This is a genomic window from Pseudoalteromonas sp. GCY, assembly GCF_016695175.1.
GTDB lineage: Bacteria > Pseudomonadota > Gammaproteobacteria > Enterobacterales > Alteromonadaceae > Pseudoalteromonas.
In genome coordinates this window covers 341433-358236 of sequence record NZ_CP068023.1, presented here as the reverse complement: position 1 = coordinate 358236, position 16804 = coordinate 341433, and the positions used below count along the sequence as shown (strand labels likewise).

The following is a 16804-nucleotide window of genomic DNA, read 5'->3' as shown; positions in this document are numbered from 1 at the left end:
GTTAGTCGAGGTATGACGTCATTATGGAACAAGTCATTTTAACAGGCATTATGCTAGCGTTAGTCGTGTGTCTTTTTGCCACACGCATTAACGCTGCATGGCTATTCACAGGCGCAATCGCCACCAGTTATTTGACTGGCCTCATCGATCTTGAATCGATGTTGGTGAATTATGCGAACCCGTCTTTAATCACGCTGGTGCTACTTATCCTAGTTTCCATTGCGATTGAAAAAACAACCTTAGTCAAAAAACTCGCCCACTCAATGGCACAAGGTAGTCTCGCAAAAGCCGTAATTAAACTGGGCTTATCCACTGCCTTTTTGTCTTCTTTTACCAATAACACGGCGGTGGTTGCTTCGCTGATCACGACCGTTAAAGAGAGCAAAACACATGCGCCTTCTAAACTGCTATTACCGCTTTCTTATACCGCTATTTTAGGTGGTACGTTAACGTTGATAGGTACTTCTACCAATCTTATTGTTAATGGCTTTGCCGTAGAAGCAGGGATGGCGCCGCTGGGCTTTTTTGACTTTACCTTAGTTGGTCTCGCCGTCCTGAGTGTTGGTTTATTGACCATCACGATTATGCTCAAATATTTGCCCGACAACGGCAAAAATAATGATGAGGTCGTGCCGTTCTATTTAGAAGGAAAAGTTGAGCCAAGCTCCAAGCTAGTTGGTCGCACGGTTGAAGAAAACGGCCTACGCGACCTCAAAGACTTATTTCTTGCTGAAATCATTCGCGGTGAACGACGGATCTGCGCCGTAACGCCACAACAAGAAATTCTTGCTGGTGATGTTCTGCTATTTGTGGGCGACATCAACTCAGTGCCACTGTTACAGCGTTTCGATGGATTAAAGATAGTCCATGATAAACACGAGAAAGACGTTGAGCACTTGGTGGAAGTGGTCGTCAGTCAGTCTTCGCGCTTTCTTGGAAAAACCATTAAAGAGATCCGCTTTAGAGAGCAGTTTCATGCCGCTATTATTGCGATACGTCGTGGTCATGATCGCCTGCAAGGTGGGATAGGTCAGGTCGAATTACAAGCGGGCGACTCTTTAATACTAGCCCCAAGCAGCGATTTTTATGCACTCCCCAATCTCAAACGCGAATTTGTGTATATCTCGGGCCTAGATTTACAAACACATCTATCTCGCAATAAGTCCAACACGGTACTTGCGAGTTTTGCGACAGTAGTTGGCCTTAGCATCTTTGGGGTTGTGCCGCTGGTAAAAGGGTTAATTGTGTTACTCGCCGCACTTGTAGTGCTTGGTACAATCAAAGTCCCTGAGATGAAACGTCGCTTTCCTATTGAGCTTGTCGCTATTGTTGGCAGTGCGATAGGACTGGCTAAGTTAATGATTGAAACCGGACTGGCAGCAGAGATTTCCTCGAGCTTATTGTGGTTGTTAGGGGATTTTGGTCCTTACGGCGCATTTATCGCCATTTTTGTGATGACTGTGATATTTACCGAGCTCATCACTAACAATGCCGCGGCAGCACTTTCATTCCCAGTGGCTTATGCGCTGGCAAGTGGTTTTGATGTAAATCCACTGCCATTTGTAATGGCGGTAGCCTTTGGCGCATCCGCGAGCTTTATCTCACCTTTTGGCTATCAAACTAACCTCATGGTGTATAGCGCAGGCAACTATCGAATTCGTGATTACGTCACCATGGGACTGCCCTTGTCGTTGATTTATTCAGCGACGGTACTGACTGTTATTCCATTTGTCTTTCCATTTTAATAGAGCAAAGTATGGACGAAAATATTGTTTGGCATAACTATGCCGTAGATAAAACAAAACGTAGCGAATTAAAAGGTCATAAGCCTTGCGTGCTTTGGTTTACAGGCTTTTCAGGCTCAGGTAAAAGCACCGTGGCCAATGCACTTGAGCATGCACTGCAAGCAAAAGGCATACATACCTACCTCCTTGATGGGGATAATGTCAGGCATGGACTGTGTAAAGACTTAGGGTTCAGCGATGAAGACCGCGTCGAAAACATTCGTCGAGTGGGTGAACTCAGCAAACTCATGGTCGATGCGGGGCTAATGGTACTCACTGCTTTTATCTCTCCTTTTCAAGCAGAACGAGACATGGTGCGTAATTTAGTCGCAAGCGGCGAGTTTATTGAAGTATATCTAGATACGCCGCTTGCAGTTTGCGAGCAACGAGACCCTAAAGGTTTGTATAAAAAAGCGCGTGCTGGAGAAATAAAACATTTTACTGGTATTGATTCGGCGTATGAGCCCCCAATTAGCCCAGAAATATGTTTAAATACTTCCGAGCAGTCGCTGGAAGAATCTGTCCAGCAGCTAATACACTATCTACTGTCAAAGAATTTAATAGGGTAAGTCATGAATCATACGGATCTGCTGGAAGAAGTATTAAATCTGAGTATTCGCGCTGGTGAAGCGATTATGGAGATTTATGCCAAGGACTTTAATGTTGAATATAAAGAAGATGAAAGTCCCGTCACTGAGGCAGATCTCGCTGCACATAAAATTATTGTTGCAGGCCTTAAAACCCTCACTCCCGAAATGCCGATATTAAGCGAGGAAAGCGCGGGAATAGATTGGCAAGAGCGCCAACAATGGCAAGAATATTGGCTGGTTGACCCCATTGATGGCACCAAGGAATTCATCAAGAAAAATGGCGAATTTACGGTAAATATTGCACTTATCAATAACGGTGAACCCATTCTTGGTGTTGTTCATGCTCCAGCACTTAATGAAAGCTACCTTGCAGAAAAAAGTATTGGCGCGTTCAAGCAAACGGGTGAAGCTCGCATAGAACTAAAAGTCACCACCAAGCCCAATCAAGGTTTAATCAAAGTAGTTGGCTCGCGCTCACACCCTTCACCAGATTTAGCGGAGTACCTTACCCGCTTCGAGCAAGTCGACATGGTACCTAAAGGCAGTTCACTTAAGTTATGCTTAGTGGCAGAAAGTAAAGCCGATGTTTACCCTCGCCTTGGCCCAACTTCAGAGTGGGATACCGGAGCCGGACACGCAGTGGCGAGTATCGCTGGGGCAAAGGTCAGCCAAGTGAATGGCGAGCCTCTGCGCTACAATCAAAAAGCCGAGTATCTTAACCCCTATTTTGTGGTTTCTAGGTTGGAAGATTAAGCTAGAAGGTGGTAATACCGTAAACTAATTCACATAAAACCAGTCGAATTAACGTTCGACTGGTTTATTTGCGGCACGAGTTAGGACTTTATCGTGTACGCTTTTTAAAACCGCTCTTGGCGTTTCAAGCAAAAATGTCTCTTTTACTAACTGCTCCAGCTGAGCAAAGCTCTCCACTTTAGTTTCAGTAACACTGCCATCGCATTCGTGCCATTCGAAATAACTCTGATTACGCAGTAAATAACGGTGGCAATCTGTAATGCGAGAGACCACTAAGTTATTCACAAACGCCGCATCAGGATGTTGGTGAGAATAAAAGTGTGCCACTTCACAATCGGATTCGAACACTTCAGCAAGGTCGACATGATATAAAGTGAGCGGTGCTTCTCCCTCCTCTAACAAAGTCACTTTGACTGTGTCTGCTGTTTTTTGTACCTGATAAGTCTGCCGGCCTTGGATAGTTAAGGCCTGATTGATGTTAATCGGTACACGAGGAGACTTCACTCCAAACCCCACATCAACCAAATACTGCTCGCCGTCCAAGTTAAGCAATGTCATCCGATGAGAACGAGGATTGGAGAGGCTACCATTTAGCATTACTCTCGCAAGAACCGGCCTTACTGTAAACCCAAGCTGTTGCAGTGCTATAAATGCCACCTTGTTATGCTCAAAGCAGTAGCCTCCTTGTTTGTTGGTCACTAAACGGCTAAATAGTGGTAACGGGTCAAGCAACAGACGCTCACCATACATGGCATTAATACTTGAGAAGGCGTAGCGAGAGAGGTGTTTTTGTTGTAACTCGGTGATCAGCTCAACCCCAGCAAAGTGCTGTAACGATAAGCTGCTAAGATATTGATTAATATTCGCTTCTAATTCCATGACTGACTCCTAAAGTTGATGGAGGCAGGTTAAAACCTCAACCCATGTTAAGGTCAATAGGTATTTTTACTTTTTCAGCCATTATTTCTATCACCTAATAAGATGTCACTTTGTTATCCAAACCTCTGGTTATTTTTTTAACTAGGCAAATAACTGATGTACTTTTTTGTGCGGCAAAACGAGGCGTTTGGCTTCAGCCACAACAAGTGGCTTCGACATAAAATAGCCTTGCGTTTGATGACAATAAAGCCTTGATAACGTATCCAGCTGCGCTGCCGTTTCAATGCCCTCGGCTGTCACTACAAGGTTAAAGCTGTGCGCAATCGCGCAAATCGCTTCAATGAGTTGCGTTGCCTTACCGCCCTGTTCAATGCCGGACATAAAAGCTCTATCAATTTTAATGCCATCCACAGGAAGATGATTGAGCCGAGCAAGGCTGCTATAACCTGTGCCGAAGTCATCAATATAGATGCCAAATCCCGCTTGATGAAGTTGCTCAAGCGGCCCAATAAGCATGTTTTCCTCTGCCATCATTGCAGACTCCGTCAACTCAAGCTTAATTTGTTTCATCGCAACATTTTCATCCTCACAACGAGACACTAGCCAATCGATAAATTCCTGCGACTGGAGTTGCAACGGAGAAACATTAACCGCGACAAAGAGGGTGCTGTCTCCTACGGCATTGATAAAATTGAGCGCCTGATCAAATACCCAGCGACCAAGCTCTGAAATCTTCGCGCATTGTTCTGCTATGGGAATAAATTCCGCGGGACTTACTTCTCCGAGCGTTGGACTATTCCAGCGTAGTAGTGCTTCGAACCCTTTTAGGTTCTGCCCTTTTTGACAATAAACGGGTTGCAAATTCAAGCTTAGTTCGCGAGACATGACTATTGCCTGTAGCGCTTGCTCAATCTGGATCTTTCGACCTGCTTCGCAAGCGATTGCATTAGTGAATATATGATAAGTGTTCTTGCCTCGCTTCTTTGCCTCATACATTGCAATATCGGCATCATGCAGTAGTTTCTCAGCATCGCAATGTAAACACGGAACGGTAAAGTGACGTACACCAACGCTACCACTTACACAATGACTGTTACCCTGGTACAGAAATGGCGCTCGGATCCGCGCAAGAATATCTTCAAGCACACCCTCGATTGGTTCATGTAGATGCTCGTCGTAAATAAGGACGGCGAATTCATCACCGCCAAGCCGGGCAACATCGGCATAGCTACTAAGCAGCATACGCATTCTTGTTGCAAATTCGATAAGCAGCTTATCGCCGGCTTGATGGCCTAAGGTATCGTTTATTAGCTTAAAGCGGTCTAAGTCAATATATAGCAAAGTAAACTTGGCGCGTTTACGCTCACGGAGCTTATCAACCAAAGACACAAAGCTCTGACGGTTTAGCAGATCGGTCAAGCTGTCATGTTGCGCTTTATATCGCAATTGTTCTTGGAACAGTTTAGCCTGAGTAATGTCCGTCACTCTCCCCTCATACAGGCAACTATCCGGTTGATGCAACCAATGCCCAGAATGTCTAAGCCAGATATGCTCTCCCGATTCTGCTTTTGCTAACCACTCCATTTCTTGGTGAGCTTGCTTAGTGGCAACAATCTGGTTCCACTGCTCATGACACTCAGAGTCTTGCATAAGTGCACTAAAGTCTGTATTTGGCGAAGGAATACGCCCACCAAAAAGTAACGCATTGAAAGCGGGGTTGGAGTCAATGATGTAGCCCCGGCGATTTAGTACAAATAAACCTTCATGACTATTAACGAATAAACTTTTATACTTACGCTCTGCAGCAACCTGTTGCTGCAAAGCCCCTAACCGCTTATTAGATTCGACTTGTAACCTGTGATTAGACACCTCTAAGCTTTTAGTTCTTTCAACAACTAAATTATTGACGGTGTCATTGCGGTTTTTCAGTTGCCTTAGCTGGAGCCACACCAATAAAATACAGGCGGCCAAAATACTTAAAAAGAGTACAATAAGCACGCTATGGTTATTTAACCAACTTGGATGTAAACACGCCTCATCATACAACTGCATAGTAATGGGCAAACCATAAAAATTAATGGTGTGTACCGCACTTGGCGTTAAACTCTGAAGGTCGAAGCGCTTCTGCCAATCGGAGCTATAAATAATTTCTTTTTTTGAAGAGACCAATAAGTGTTGCTTGCGCTGCTGATATAGTTGGCCAAATAGTGAATCCAATAAAAAAGGTAACTCAAAACTTAATCCCAGTAGCGTTTTAAACTCTCCAAAACCCGGTTGCTCAATCAATACACTGAGTTTTTGCCTATTTGGCCAGACATAGGTCGTTAAGTCATTCTCATCCCGCTCTGCAAAAATATCTCTCTCAAGTACCTCCGCCTGCCCGACGGTCTGACCAACTTCAGACACAGGTGCGGCACGGGTAACCACCAGCCATTGGTTAGCCTGTTTATCTAGATTGCCTCTAACTTTAAAGTCAAAATACCCTCTTTCACGCTGCACTTTCTCTAATATGGAGAATTGTTCAGGTGAAACCACTGCGTATGTTTCCATACTCAACCCTAAATTCGCCGTGGTAAGCTGTGATTGCGCTATCTTATAAAAGTCTGCATCTTGATGAGTGTTGAGGTAGGCGTCTATCGAATACAGTAGGTGGGCAACGTGTTGCAACTTACTATCCAGTAAGTACTCTAACCGCGTCAACTCCTGGGCGCTTTTGCTTTCTGATTGGTTTTGGTAGTAAACATTCGCTATCAAACCAACATATATCAAACAGGCGAACAACAAGATGAACCCCAACACAGGAAGCCTTCGCTTAAAAACCTGTTGAGTACTCTGGAGAATGGCATTTGTAAAAACGCGTCGTTTAATTCTGGACATCTTCATCGAACATTGTATGCTACACCCATTCGATAATAATTCTTATTTGCAATGAATAAAAGTAAACTTTTCCTTTTTTTGCTCTTTTGGGTACATTTTGGTCAAGCGGTTGCGAAGCAGCCCCACACCTCGCAAGTAAACGTCTATTCATTTAGAAAATATGAATTAATTCAACCTGTCCTCCAGGCATTTGAAAAAGAGACTGGGATCACCGTAAACCTAGTAAATGGTAAATCAGCACAACTGCTTGAGCGTCTCAAAAGCGATGGCGCCGACTCAAAGGCCGATGTGTTGCTCACCTCCGATCTAATTCAGTTGCATGATTACAAAACACTACTGCGCCCTATCGACAAGATCACAAATTGGCAAGCAGTAAATCATGAACTCAAGGATGATGATAAGCGGTGGATCAGTGTTTCGATAAGAACACGCGCATTATTCCGTAAAAAAGGCGTTTCTACACCCTTGCCCGAGCACTTTTCGGATTTAGATAAAACGCTTTACCAGGGTAAGTTTTGCATTCGCCAGTGGTCTCATAGTTATAACTTGACGTTAGCATCGAGCCTCTATGCTTCTTCAAATAACAATGACTCCTCGTGGCTCAACCAAGCTAATACGCTATTAGCAAAACGCCCTGTGGGAGGAGATAGAGATCAACTGCGAGCGCTTGCACAAGGTCAATGTGAATTTGCGCTGGCGAATCACTATTATTGGAGCATGATGCAGCACTCCGAAAATAAGCGCGATAAGGCACTTGCCGAACAGCTAGAGATCCACTTTCTGAAAATGCACTCGGGAAAAACACCTATTTCTACCACCACGGTTGCGATAGCAAGGCACTCACCCAATGCACACAATGCCGAGTTATTTATTGATTTCTTGCTGAAACCGAGTACTCAGTCCATGTATGCTAATTTGCTTCATGAATATCCTGTGATTCAGAGCTCGAAAACGGCTCCTACTCCGTTTGTCCCCGCCACGAAACAGGTGAAGCTCGGCCTGCAACAAGTGTCACGAGCCCAGCAAGTTATTAACTCACTCAGCAAAGATCACTTGTAAGTCACAGTTAAATACTGGCACTGGTCCATCAAAAAGCTGCTGGCGGGAAACCATTTTGGTACTCTGCGATTGTGGCCAGATCATGCCTCAGCTAACAAGTTTCTGCCCCTTTTCGATTTATGACTGAGAGGCCTCTGTGTATCGATAGCCAAACAGCATCAATATTCTAGTCTGACTTTATCTGCAAAGATTAAGCCTTATCTTATTATGAAGCGTGTACCTCGGAACGTTGGTCGCGAGTGAACATGGCCAGTTGGCGCTCCTCTTATGTTACTATATTTTGTTATATGAAGTTCAGCATTTATTGGGGAACACCTTCGCCACCTAGTGATTTGAACGATATTACGTGCCAAAGCCTGGATGAATGAGTACCTCTGACTTTACTCCCCTTGCACTTATGACCATCTGTATAGGTTGAACGGTCATGTAACCCCCAGGCTCAAGCCTATGATTTTTTCGGGTATACAAGTCCATTACAATCGCGAAATATAGCCACTACTTTTGAACACGGACACAGGTAATGCCCATTACCCATTTGTGATTCAGTCCTTTCGCCGAGAGGCTCCTGCAAAGCAAGACGTCCGAGACATTGTATATCATCGATGCATGGCACTCCGTAATTGAAGACCTTGCCGTTACATGAAACAACTCACCGCTTTCATGATGTTAGCAATGTATTTGACCGAATATCTGTTATCAAGCGCGTGAGTTCCTGAGTGCTCCTCGGCGCAGCATACGCGGCCTCGAATTCCTCAATTTCAAAAAGTCGTGATTCTATCCATTTCGGAGAGGTTATAGGATGTGAACTAAAAAGCACTATAAGTTCTAGGCTATTTCGTTTGCTCGAAAGTGATTTATTAGATTACCCAAGAATAAGGTTCTGTGGTGAAGGAGTACCCTTATCAAAAGGGTTCAAAGGCTTCGTAGATTACAAAATTCAGGGTCATAATGGCGTCGTTCCACAACTAAATATACGTATGATTAATAGATTATTGGACGACGGGAATACGATGATAATAGATCGATGTCAACATTTTTTCCCGGAAATCTTTGACTTGTGTAAGAAAATAGAGAGTGTTTTTTTTGAAAAAGTCAATGCCAACCTCTATTATTCTACTGACAAAAACCCAAGCTTTGGCCTTCACTTCGACAGTATAGACGGTATTGCTTATCAGGTATTGGGTGAAAAAACTGGGTCGTATACGAACCAGGGTGAGAGCATACTTCGTTAACGACCATTAACCGAAGATAAGCTCTGCCCTGAATTCATCGTCAAAACTGGCCCGAACGCACTTACCACGTATCGAATCTTTACGACCTGTGTGCTGTTTTACCAAGTTGCGAACGACCCGTCTGAACAGCGCCATGTTTTCCGCCGAAATCGGCTCACTGATCTGGCAAGCATCTTCCTTAAACACCACATCCAGTACCCAATGCTGCTGGTTCTCGATGTGCCAATGGTGGCGGATAGCTTTTTGTAACATCTGTGCATCAGGCTCAACTGAAGTGACATAAAAGTGCGTGTCTATTTTTGTTATCGACTCGGATTTTTTGTGTCTTTCAACCGCGATCAGCGAAGTAAGCCCAGGCCATTTTTCTCTTATCTCTTCAGGCAGATTGTCGGCCTTCAGAACATAAGTGATGCGTGTTTCCTGACGTCCATGACCATTGCTGACTTGTACATCTTCAGGCAAATTCTTTTCTTCTTCAAAGGCTGTTTCAAAACATGAAGTGACTGCTTTATAGAGTGTTTTCTGATTTGCTTTGACCTGAACCAGATAGTCAGCCCCTCTTGAAATCAATGCTGAAAGTGTCGCTTTCTGACAATGTAGTGCGTCTAGTGTGACGATAGAATCTGAAATATCGAGCACATCTAATAAGGCCCTAACTGCCGGTATCTCATTGGACTTATTTTCTACCGTTCGCTGATACAAAGTTAAACCAGACTCGCAATCAAAAGCAGACACCAAATGTAAGTTATCCTCACGCTTTTTACTGGCACCGCGCAGAGTTTTACCATCAAACGCAATGATTGGCTTACCAGACTGAGAGCGCTGTTCGTTGACCCAACTGAACAAGGCCAAAACCAGAGAGTCAGTTTCTACTGTTTTAAGAATACGTGCAATGCTATGTCGCATTGGAATACCGTGCTTAAATGCTCTGAACTGCCTGAGCCAAGGCAGTTTACTGTGCCCGAACACCTCGATATCTTTCCAGCCTTCACAACCAGATAAAACCGCCGAGATGATAAGAAACAAAACATCAGTAAGATCATGATGTTGATTGATAGAAGAACGCTTATCTTCAACAAGTTCAAGGTGGCTAAATAACGACATAATTAACAAGTAGATAGTGATAATGTGGGCGTTATTAGATCAGAAAAAGACCGAGTGTTAAAGCCTTTTTACAAAGTGTGATCCCGCCGTGGTATACGAACCTACTGTGCAAAAACCAACAAAGCATCAGAAGAGTTTTCTTTTTAATAAACCATCGGGAAAACCATTATTGGAAAAAACCATCAGTGAGGGCGAGTTTATTTATATACCAAATTGATTCTGGCATAATGTAGAAACAGCCAAGTCACCTTCAATATTAATATCATTTTCTATAAACATTAAAAAGATCTACGAACTAATAAAAGAAATGAGTGATAACATGCATATGTATCCTGAATTAAGAGAGCCTATTACCAGTTTAAATAATGATTCGAATATTAAAAAAGTTCTCTCTATTTTAGCCGAAGCTCTATCAGCTTCACGAATTACAGAAGAGATATCAAAAAATAAATCTAAATTTGGACGAAACTATGAAACAACTAAGTGAAATTAGAAGTAATTGGCATAATTCCTTTCTTAGAGGAGATGTTGAAATATTAAAGGATATAGAAATGCCTTCATTTAAAGCTGTAAATGAATTAGGTATAGAATGTAGAGATGCCAGATACTCTACTATAAATAAAAGAGTTTCTGACGGTCGGTGGTTCAAAAGCAGTGTATATGCGTCAGATGTTAGCCTAGATATCCTAGAGTTAGGGGATACATGCATCATTACAGGGCTTGGAGAGATTAGATCAAAAGACTCTACAATACGTCGAATATTCTTTTCCGAAATTTGGATAAAGATTAATGAAGGATGGAAAATAAATCAGATACACACATCCAACGCTAACATATAATTACGATTCTGGTATTAAGTTATTCCCGAATTCAACTCTGAAGTGCGACACTCTTTCCAAAATTAAGCAGCCTGCGTCATTTCTTTGAATACCACAGCTGGCTGCTTAAAACTCAGTAAGCGTGCAGCGAACTACACCTAGAGGCTAACATGCCAGGGCAGTAAACTGTCGATATCGCACTGTAGCTGGGCTAATTTGTTTAAGCAATACATCACATAGTCGAATGGGGTGTGGCCGTTTGCTCTGGCTGTTTCGAGCTTCCTCTTCTACGCGATCCCATGAGTGTCGCACTTATTATCTGAAATAAGGTCTTAGCTAAGGCAACATCCCTACCTTATTTAGTCGCCCCTGAAACCAATTTAATTTATTGAATTACTTGAAGATCTAAACGATCTTACTACCCTCTAATTGCAGCTCTTTTGAATCACACAACCAAAACATTGCAATTTGAGTGTAAAAATGAAACCAAAACCAACCGCGCAAACACCACAAAAGCACCAGTTTCAAATCGAGCTTATTGATATTGTTTCACCCCGTCATGAGCTAGTGAAGCTAGCAAAACTCATTGATTGGCAGCGCCTAGAGGTTGAATTTAAACAGCATTATGGCGATAAAGGCGCTGGCGCCAAGCCTATCCGTTTACTTGCGGGCCTCGAATACCTGAAACAAATTCACAAATTGTCTGACGAAAATACGGTAGCCATGTGGTGCGAAAACCCGTATTGGCAATATTTTTGTGGCATGCAATTTTTTACGCATGAACCGCCTTGCTGCCCAAGTTCAATGACACGCTTTCGTAAGCGAATTGGCGAAGATGGGGTTGAGTTAATGCTGTCACTCACGGTAGATGCGGGCCTTAAAAGTAATACCATCAAGCTTGCGAGAAGTAGTCGTAGACAGCACCTGTCATGGAGAAAAATATCGCCCATCCAACAGACAGTAAACTACTAGAAAAATGCCGTGATAAACTGGTTGGTTTCGCTAAGCAAGCCGGTATTCGACTTAGACAAAGTTATGAACGAGTTGGCCCTAAGACCGCGCAAAAAGTAGCGCGCTATGCCCATGCCAAGCAATTTAAACGCATCAAGAAAACATTAAAAAAACAGAAAAACTATCTCAGACGGGTGATGAAAGACATCTTGAGAAAAATCACTGAGCAGCCAAGCCAGGCGTTTATCCATGCCCTAGAACAGGCCGAGCGGCTGTTAAAGCAAGAAAAAGCGAGTAAAAACAAACTCTATAGCCTACATGAACCCGATGTTGAATGTATCTCCAAGGGAAAAAGCGCGAACCCGTATGAGTTTGGTGTCAAAGTGAGTGTCGCGACAACATTGAAAGAGCAGTTTGTGGTCTGCGCTCATGCAATGCACGGTAACCCCTACGATGGTGACACGTTATGGGAAACGTTGAGAATAGTAGAAAACGTCACAGATAAAAGGCCATACAGCTGTTTTGTAGATAGAGGTTATCGCGGGCATTTTGCAGAACGTTATGATGTGTATATTGCAGGGCAAAAGCGCGGTGTGACACCGAGCATTAAAAAGAAGCTCAAGCGACGCAATGCCATAGAGCCAATCATCGGGCACATGAAACAAGACGGTCACTTAGGGCTTAACTGCTTAAAAGGAAAGCTCGGTGACAAACTGAATGCGGTGCTTGCGGGTGTAGGCCAAAACTGCCGTAAAGTTCTAGCCCAACTGCGGCTTTTTTATGCCTGGATTTTATATCAGCTATTAGCGGTAAAAAGCGCAGTGCAATAACAGAACTGTCGATAAAGAGAATACTCAGTCTGGACTGATTACTGATATGGTTCAGCCAGTCTGAGCATCAAAACGTCAATATTTAGGGCCGACTATTTATCATCCCAAAAAACTTAAATAAACTTTTTCCAATCTGATTTTAGAATTATCAAATCAGTTATCTTACGCAATATATCCTGCTCTTCTTTAGTGTAGCCACTGTTTTTCTTAGAAGCAATCAAAGCCAAGCCATAAGTTCCAAAATGATAGAATCCGTCATTAATAATGATTATAACTACACTTCAGAGCTTCCAAGTAGTTAGCCATTTTTACATTTACCCTTAACCTTTCACGTTCTCGCAAGGGGTCAGGGTGGGATTCCACTTTGCTTATAGATTAACCAAAGAGTAACTCCGTCCTAAAATCACCGTTCCAAGCTGCTCCTCTTCGTTTCGCTGCTAAACTGTCTTTCTTACCTTGATGTTGCCTGATTATGTTTAAGCATACCCTGTTGAACAAAGCGATGTGTGCCGCCCCGTCAGGGTCTGCTACCTTTAATTTATCTTCTTTGAAAACAACATCTAAGACCCAGTGAAGTCGATTCTCTATGTGCCAATGTTCGCGTATTACTTTTGCCACTAACTCTGGCTCTACCGCCAATGAACTGACATAGAAGTGGGAGGTATAACTGGTTTTGTCGCCTAATTTACGACCTCTTGCAACCTCAATCACCGTTTTGACATGAGGCCATTTCTCTTTGAGTTTCTGTGGTAATTTAATCGGTAGCTGCATAACTAGACGACTTTCACCTCGGCCATGAGCATTACCATTGCTTTGTGCTTCTTCGTGTGAGCCCATGCTGTCATAGTGAGTTTTAAAGTGCTCAGCGATAGCATTGTGTAAACTACGCTGATTGGCTTTGACTTGGATAATAAAGTCGCCCTTATTCTTTACAATCGTCTCCAACGTTTTCGTTTGGCAATGCAGAGCATCAAGCGTCACAATGCAACCTTTACACGCTAATATGTCAATGATATCACGGGTAATTTGACCTTCTTGGCCTTTATTTTTCGCAGCTTGTTGATACAAGGCTAGGCCATTATCAACATCAAATGCACTAACCACATTTAGCGCATTGTACACATTGTCTTTCCAACAACCTCGAAGCACTTTACCATCAATCGCAATGTGTGGCTTTTGAGCTTCTTCACGACGAGAATTAATCCAATCTAGCAGAGCCTTAAGCAAATCATCTGTATTTAAAGCTTTGATTATGTTCGCAATGCAGTGACGTTTGGGTATGCCATGTTCAAAAGGACGATGCTGTCTTAGCCAATCCAGTTGCAACTCACCGAACTCTTGAATTGACTTCCATCCGTCGGCGCCACTAAGCACGGCACTCAAAGTTAAAAACAAGACGTCGACAAGATTGTGTTTGATGTTGACATCAGTTCTAGGATCTTCAATCCACTCTAAATGTGTGATGATGCTCATTGTAACGACTTAAAAAATTGCGATGCGCAATCAGATCATAAAACACCAATATTCGTCAATTTAAAGTACGATCTCGTCCTGAATCGATACTGAGCAATAAGCGCACATATTCAAAGCGCTCAGAGAGCTACTTTACGCCTGCTAGTAGCATAAGTGTGAGCGCTCTGAAAGCATTAACCCCCCTGAATGTTTAGTTTCATTTTAACTCACGATACACCGTTGCCTGAGCACTTTTCGGATTTAGCAAAACGCCCTGTGGGAGGAGATAGAGATCAACTGCGAGCGCTTGCACAAGGTCAATGTGAATTTGCGCTGGCGAATCACTATTATTGGAGCATGATGCAGCACTCCGAAAATAAGCGCGATAAGGCACTTGCCGAACAGCTAGAGATCCACTTTCTGAAAATGCACTCGGGAAAAACACCTATTTCTACCACCACGGTTGCGATAGCAAGGCACTCACCCAATGCACACAATGCCGAGTTATTTATTGATTTCTTGCTGAAACCGAGTACTCAGTCCATGTATGCTAATTTGCTTCATGAATATCCTGTGATTCAGAGCTCGAAAACGGCTCCTACTCCATTTGTTCCCGCCACGAAACAGGTGAAACTCGGCCTGCAGCAAGTGTCACGAGCCCAGCGAGTTATCAACTCACTCAGCAAAGATCACTTGTAAGTCACAGTTAAATACAGGCACTGGTCCATCGAAAAGCTGCTGGCGGGTAAATGTTTTTGCAGGCTTGGGCCCCTGTAATGTCTGCACTGTATGTTCGCGCTCGGCATACACTTGCTGGTAGGGGTGCTGCTCGGATTTCTCATGCCACGTGAGCGTAAGAGAATTACTTTTATAGATCCAACGCCCCCGATACTCAGTGCCAACCTGCTGCCAATGACCATTGGGTTTCAGCTGCAATTGGATAGAATCATCTTTACATTGGTGGGCAAACAATAGATCTGGCAATGCTTGAGCAGCTCTGTTTTGCACCAGATACAACCCCGCGTTATTCGGTGTATAACGGTGTCCTTCCATATTAAATTCTGAAATTGTCAGCGTATCAAAACCAATCTTTTTCACCACATATTCGATATCCCTAAGCCACTTGTCGCCTGAAGTCATCGGTGGAATATTTAATTGTGCGCTCTCATATTGTAGCGGTACGGGAAGCTCGGTAAAACGATAATGAATATCTCGCTTTTCTAACGCTTGAACTAAGTTAGCTCTAGTACCTTCATCGAGACCGGATTCAAAGATATGTAAAGTTTGGGTGCTACAGCCACTCAATAATAAAGTAGCAATTGCGAAAATACGTTGCATCGTCATCCTTGGTGTTACGCCTCGGTTTGAAATGCACCTAATCTGGGAAGTACACTTCGACCTCAGTCTTATTAATACTTCAAATTAACATCTAGACAACCAATTTTCAACAGAAGCTTTTGGGTAGAGAATATCTTTAAACAATCGATGCTGTTGATGACGTAGATGCTGCTCCTGACTTGGCAGCCCTGCTTGCACCTGACTATGATGCTCATTAAATCGAGAGATGACAGAAAGCTTATCCTTGGCTTGCGTGAGAGACTCATTGACATAGTGACGTACATCATCCGCGGTCATTAAATCAGTCTTATCTACGTTCATAAGCTCTTTTCTTAATGCTGTGCGAATACCCATCGTTGCCTCCATAAAATACTGATAAAAACAAATCGCGTGGTCGGCATGCAAGATACACACCAAATGCTTCAGTAATGTTAAAGACCCCGGATTTAACGAAAAAGTTTCGTCATTCACCGCAGTAATTTTATATACTGTCGTATAAGGCAATAAGACACTGGCTGTGTTAGGTAAATACGGCATGTTGAGGTTATTAAAATGCAAGATGGGTTTATTGAAATTGAGCTCGAAGAAGAGCCGATAGAATTGTGTAACCTTCTGAAAGTGCTGGACTTAGCAGAAACTGGCGGACATGCTAAGCTATTGATCACTGATGGTTATGTAGCAGTCAATGATGAAATATGTACGCAAAAACGTAAAAAGATTTATTCAGGCGATATTCTGCATTTTGATGGTGATGAATTTCATTTAACCTTAGCACCTGATGCAACGCCGCAACCGCGCGCGGTTGCCACTCCACGCGCCGAAACGGCACCAACACCTAGTAAGAAAAAACGACAAAAGTCAGGAAAATCTTACACACAAGTGGACAAAAATACAGGCCGAAAACCCATTTCCTTTGGCTAGCAATCCCACACTGTGACGTATTTAATTACAAAAATGCTCACCTTTTTAGTGCACCGATGCCTCGCTAAAGTGCACCTCCCCCTTGAAAAAGTGTCCAATCAACACTAGGACTATAGTGGTACAAAAAAGTGGCAAATCTGAAACTGGTACATTCTATGCACCTTGTTTTGCGTTTTTAGAACAAAACCAATTCATTTAATTGGATGCTCTACTTTC

14 protein-coding genes and 1 pseudogene are annotated in these 16804 nt (G+C 43.1%); 8 read left to right on the top strand and 7 right to left on the bottom strand.

What is annotated here, in order from left to right; all coding sequences use genetic code 11:
* The first annotated feature begins 20 nt into the window (after positions 1–20).
* The 3 genes from JJQ94_RS06820 to cysQ are packed head-to-tail and all read left to right on the top strand — an operon-like array spanning position 21 to position 3127.
* Positions 21–1745 carry an SLC13 family permease gene (locus JJQ94_RS06820; RefSeq protein WP_172439990.1) on the top strand — a complete coding sequence of 575 codons (1725 nt, stop codon included), beginning with the start codon at positions 21–23 and terminating at the stop codon, positions 1743–1745.
* Positions 1746–1756: 11 nt separating this feature from the next.
* Positions 1757–2353, top strand: coding sequence for an adenylyl-sulfate kinase (gene cysC / locus JJQ94_RS06815; protein ID WP_010607813.1), 597 nt, complete (start codon positions 1757–1759; stop codon positions 2351–2353).
* 3 nt (positions 2354–2356) lie between these two features.
* Complete coding sequence (gene cysQ / locus JJQ94_RS06810; RefSeq protein ID WP_010376240.1) at positions 2357–3127, top strand: 3'(2'),5'-bisphosphate nucleotidase CysQ; 771 nt, start codon at positions 2357–2359, stop codon at positions 3125–3127.
* A 48-nt stretch (positions 3128–3175) separates the two neighbouring features.
* On the opposite strand, the gene JJQ94_RS06805 is transcribed toward cysQ, so the two are convergent.
* Both JJQ94_RS06805 and JJQ94_RS06800 read right to left on the bottom strand, forming a co-directional pair.
* A complete protein-coding gene (locus JJQ94_RS06805; RefSeq protein ID WP_099031887.1) occupies positions 3176–4006 on the bottom strand; it encodes an arylamine N-acetyltransferase family protein in 831 nt (276 codons plus the stop codon).
* 141 nt (positions 4007–4147) lie between these two features.
* On the bottom strand, positions 4148–6805 hold the full coding sequence (locus JJQ94_RS06800) for a putative bifunctional diguanylate cyclase/phosphodiesterase (RefSeq protein WP_236596557.1): 2658 nt from the start codon (positions 6803–6805) through the stop codon (positions 4148–4150).
* Positions 6806–6934: 129 nt separating this feature from the next.
* Here JJQ94_RS06800 and JJQ94_RS06795 point away from each other — a divergent pair, with 129 nt between their 5' ends.
* Positions 6935–7942: an extracellular solute-binding protein gene (locus JJQ94_RS06795; protein WP_201435446.1), complete on the top strand. Its 1008-nt coding sequence runs from the start codon at positions 6935–6937 to the stop codon at positions 7940–7942.
* A 1238-nt stretch (positions 7943–9180) separates the two neighbouring features.
* On the opposite strand, the gene JJQ94_RS06785 is transcribed toward JJQ94_RS06795, so the two are convergent.
* Complete coding sequence (locus JJQ94_RS06785; RefSeq protein ID WP_201435445.1) at positions 9181–10278, bottom strand: ISAs1 family transposase; 1098 nt, start codon at positions 10276–10278, stop codon at positions 9181–9183.
* Between the two features lie 470 nt (positions 10279–10748).
* On the opposite strand from JJQ94_RS06785, the gene JJQ94_RS06780 reads away from it, so the two are divergent.
* Positions 10749–11117 (top strand): nuclear transport factor 2 family protein, encoded by a 369-nt coding sequence (locus tag JJQ94_RS06780; RefSeq protein WP_099032059.1) that lies wholly within the window; start codon positions 10749–10751, stop codon positions 11115–11117.
* 137 nt (positions 11118–11254) lie between these two features.
* On the opposite strand, the gene JJQ94_RS24420 is transcribed toward JJQ94_RS06780, so the two are convergent.
* Positions 11255–11329, bottom strand: a complete 75-nt coding sequence (locus JJQ94_RS24420; RefSeq protein WP_442960337.1) for a hypothetical protein — start codon at positions 11327–11329, stop codon at positions 11255–11257.
* A gap of 247 nt (positions 11330–11576) precedes the next feature.
* Here JJQ94_RS24420 and JJQ94_RS06770 point away from each other — a divergent pair.
* Positions 11577–12877, top strand: a pseudogene (locus JJQ94_RS06770) (IS5 family transposase).
* 375 nt (positions 12878–13252) lie between these two features.
* Here the strand turns inward: JJQ94_RS06770 and JJQ94_RS06765 are convergent.
* Positions 13253–14350: an ISAs1 family transposase gene (locus JJQ94_RS06765; RefSeq protein ID WP_099030799.1), complete on the bottom strand. Its 1098-nt coding sequence runs from the start codon at positions 14348–14350 to the stop codon at positions 13253–13255.
* Between the two features lie 186 nt (positions 14351–14536).
* On the opposite strand from JJQ94_RS06765, the gene JJQ94_RS06760 reads away from it, so the two are divergent.
* Positions 14537–15028: a hypothetical protein gene (locus JJQ94_RS06760; RefSeq protein ID WP_236596556.1), complete on the top strand. Its 492-nt coding sequence runs from the start codon at positions 14537–14539 to the stop codon at positions 15026–15028.
* Here JJQ94_RS06760 and JJQ94_RS06755 read toward each other — a convergent pair.
* Together JJQ94_RS06755 and JJQ94_RS24135 are read right to left on the bottom strand one after the other, a co-directional pair.
* Positions 15005–15667 (bottom strand): hypothetical protein, encoded by a 663-nt coding sequence (locus JJQ94_RS06755; protein WP_099031169.1) that lies wholly within the window; start codon positions 15665–15667, stop codon positions 15005–15007. The two genes, JJQ94_RS06760 and JJQ94_RS06755, sit on opposite strands and share 24 nt — an antisense overlap.
* Positions 15668–15751: 84 nt before the next feature.
* On the bottom strand, positions 15752–16204 hold the full coding sequence (locus JJQ94_RS24135; RefSeq protein WP_236596555.1) for a hypothetical protein: 453 nt from the start codon (positions 16202–16204) through the stop codon (positions 15752–15754).
* A gap of 15 nt (positions 16205–16219) precedes the next feature.
* Here JJQ94_RS24135 and JJQ94_RS06745 point away from each other — a divergent pair, with 15 nt between their 5' ends.
* Positions 16220–16588 carry an RNA-binding S4 domain-containing protein gene (locus tag JJQ94_RS06745; RefSeq protein WP_099031168.1) on the top strand — a complete coding sequence of 123 codons (369 nt, stop codon included), beginning with the start codon at positions 16220–16222 and terminating at the stop codon, positions 16586–16588.
* Positions 16589–16804 lie beyond the last annotated feature (216 nt).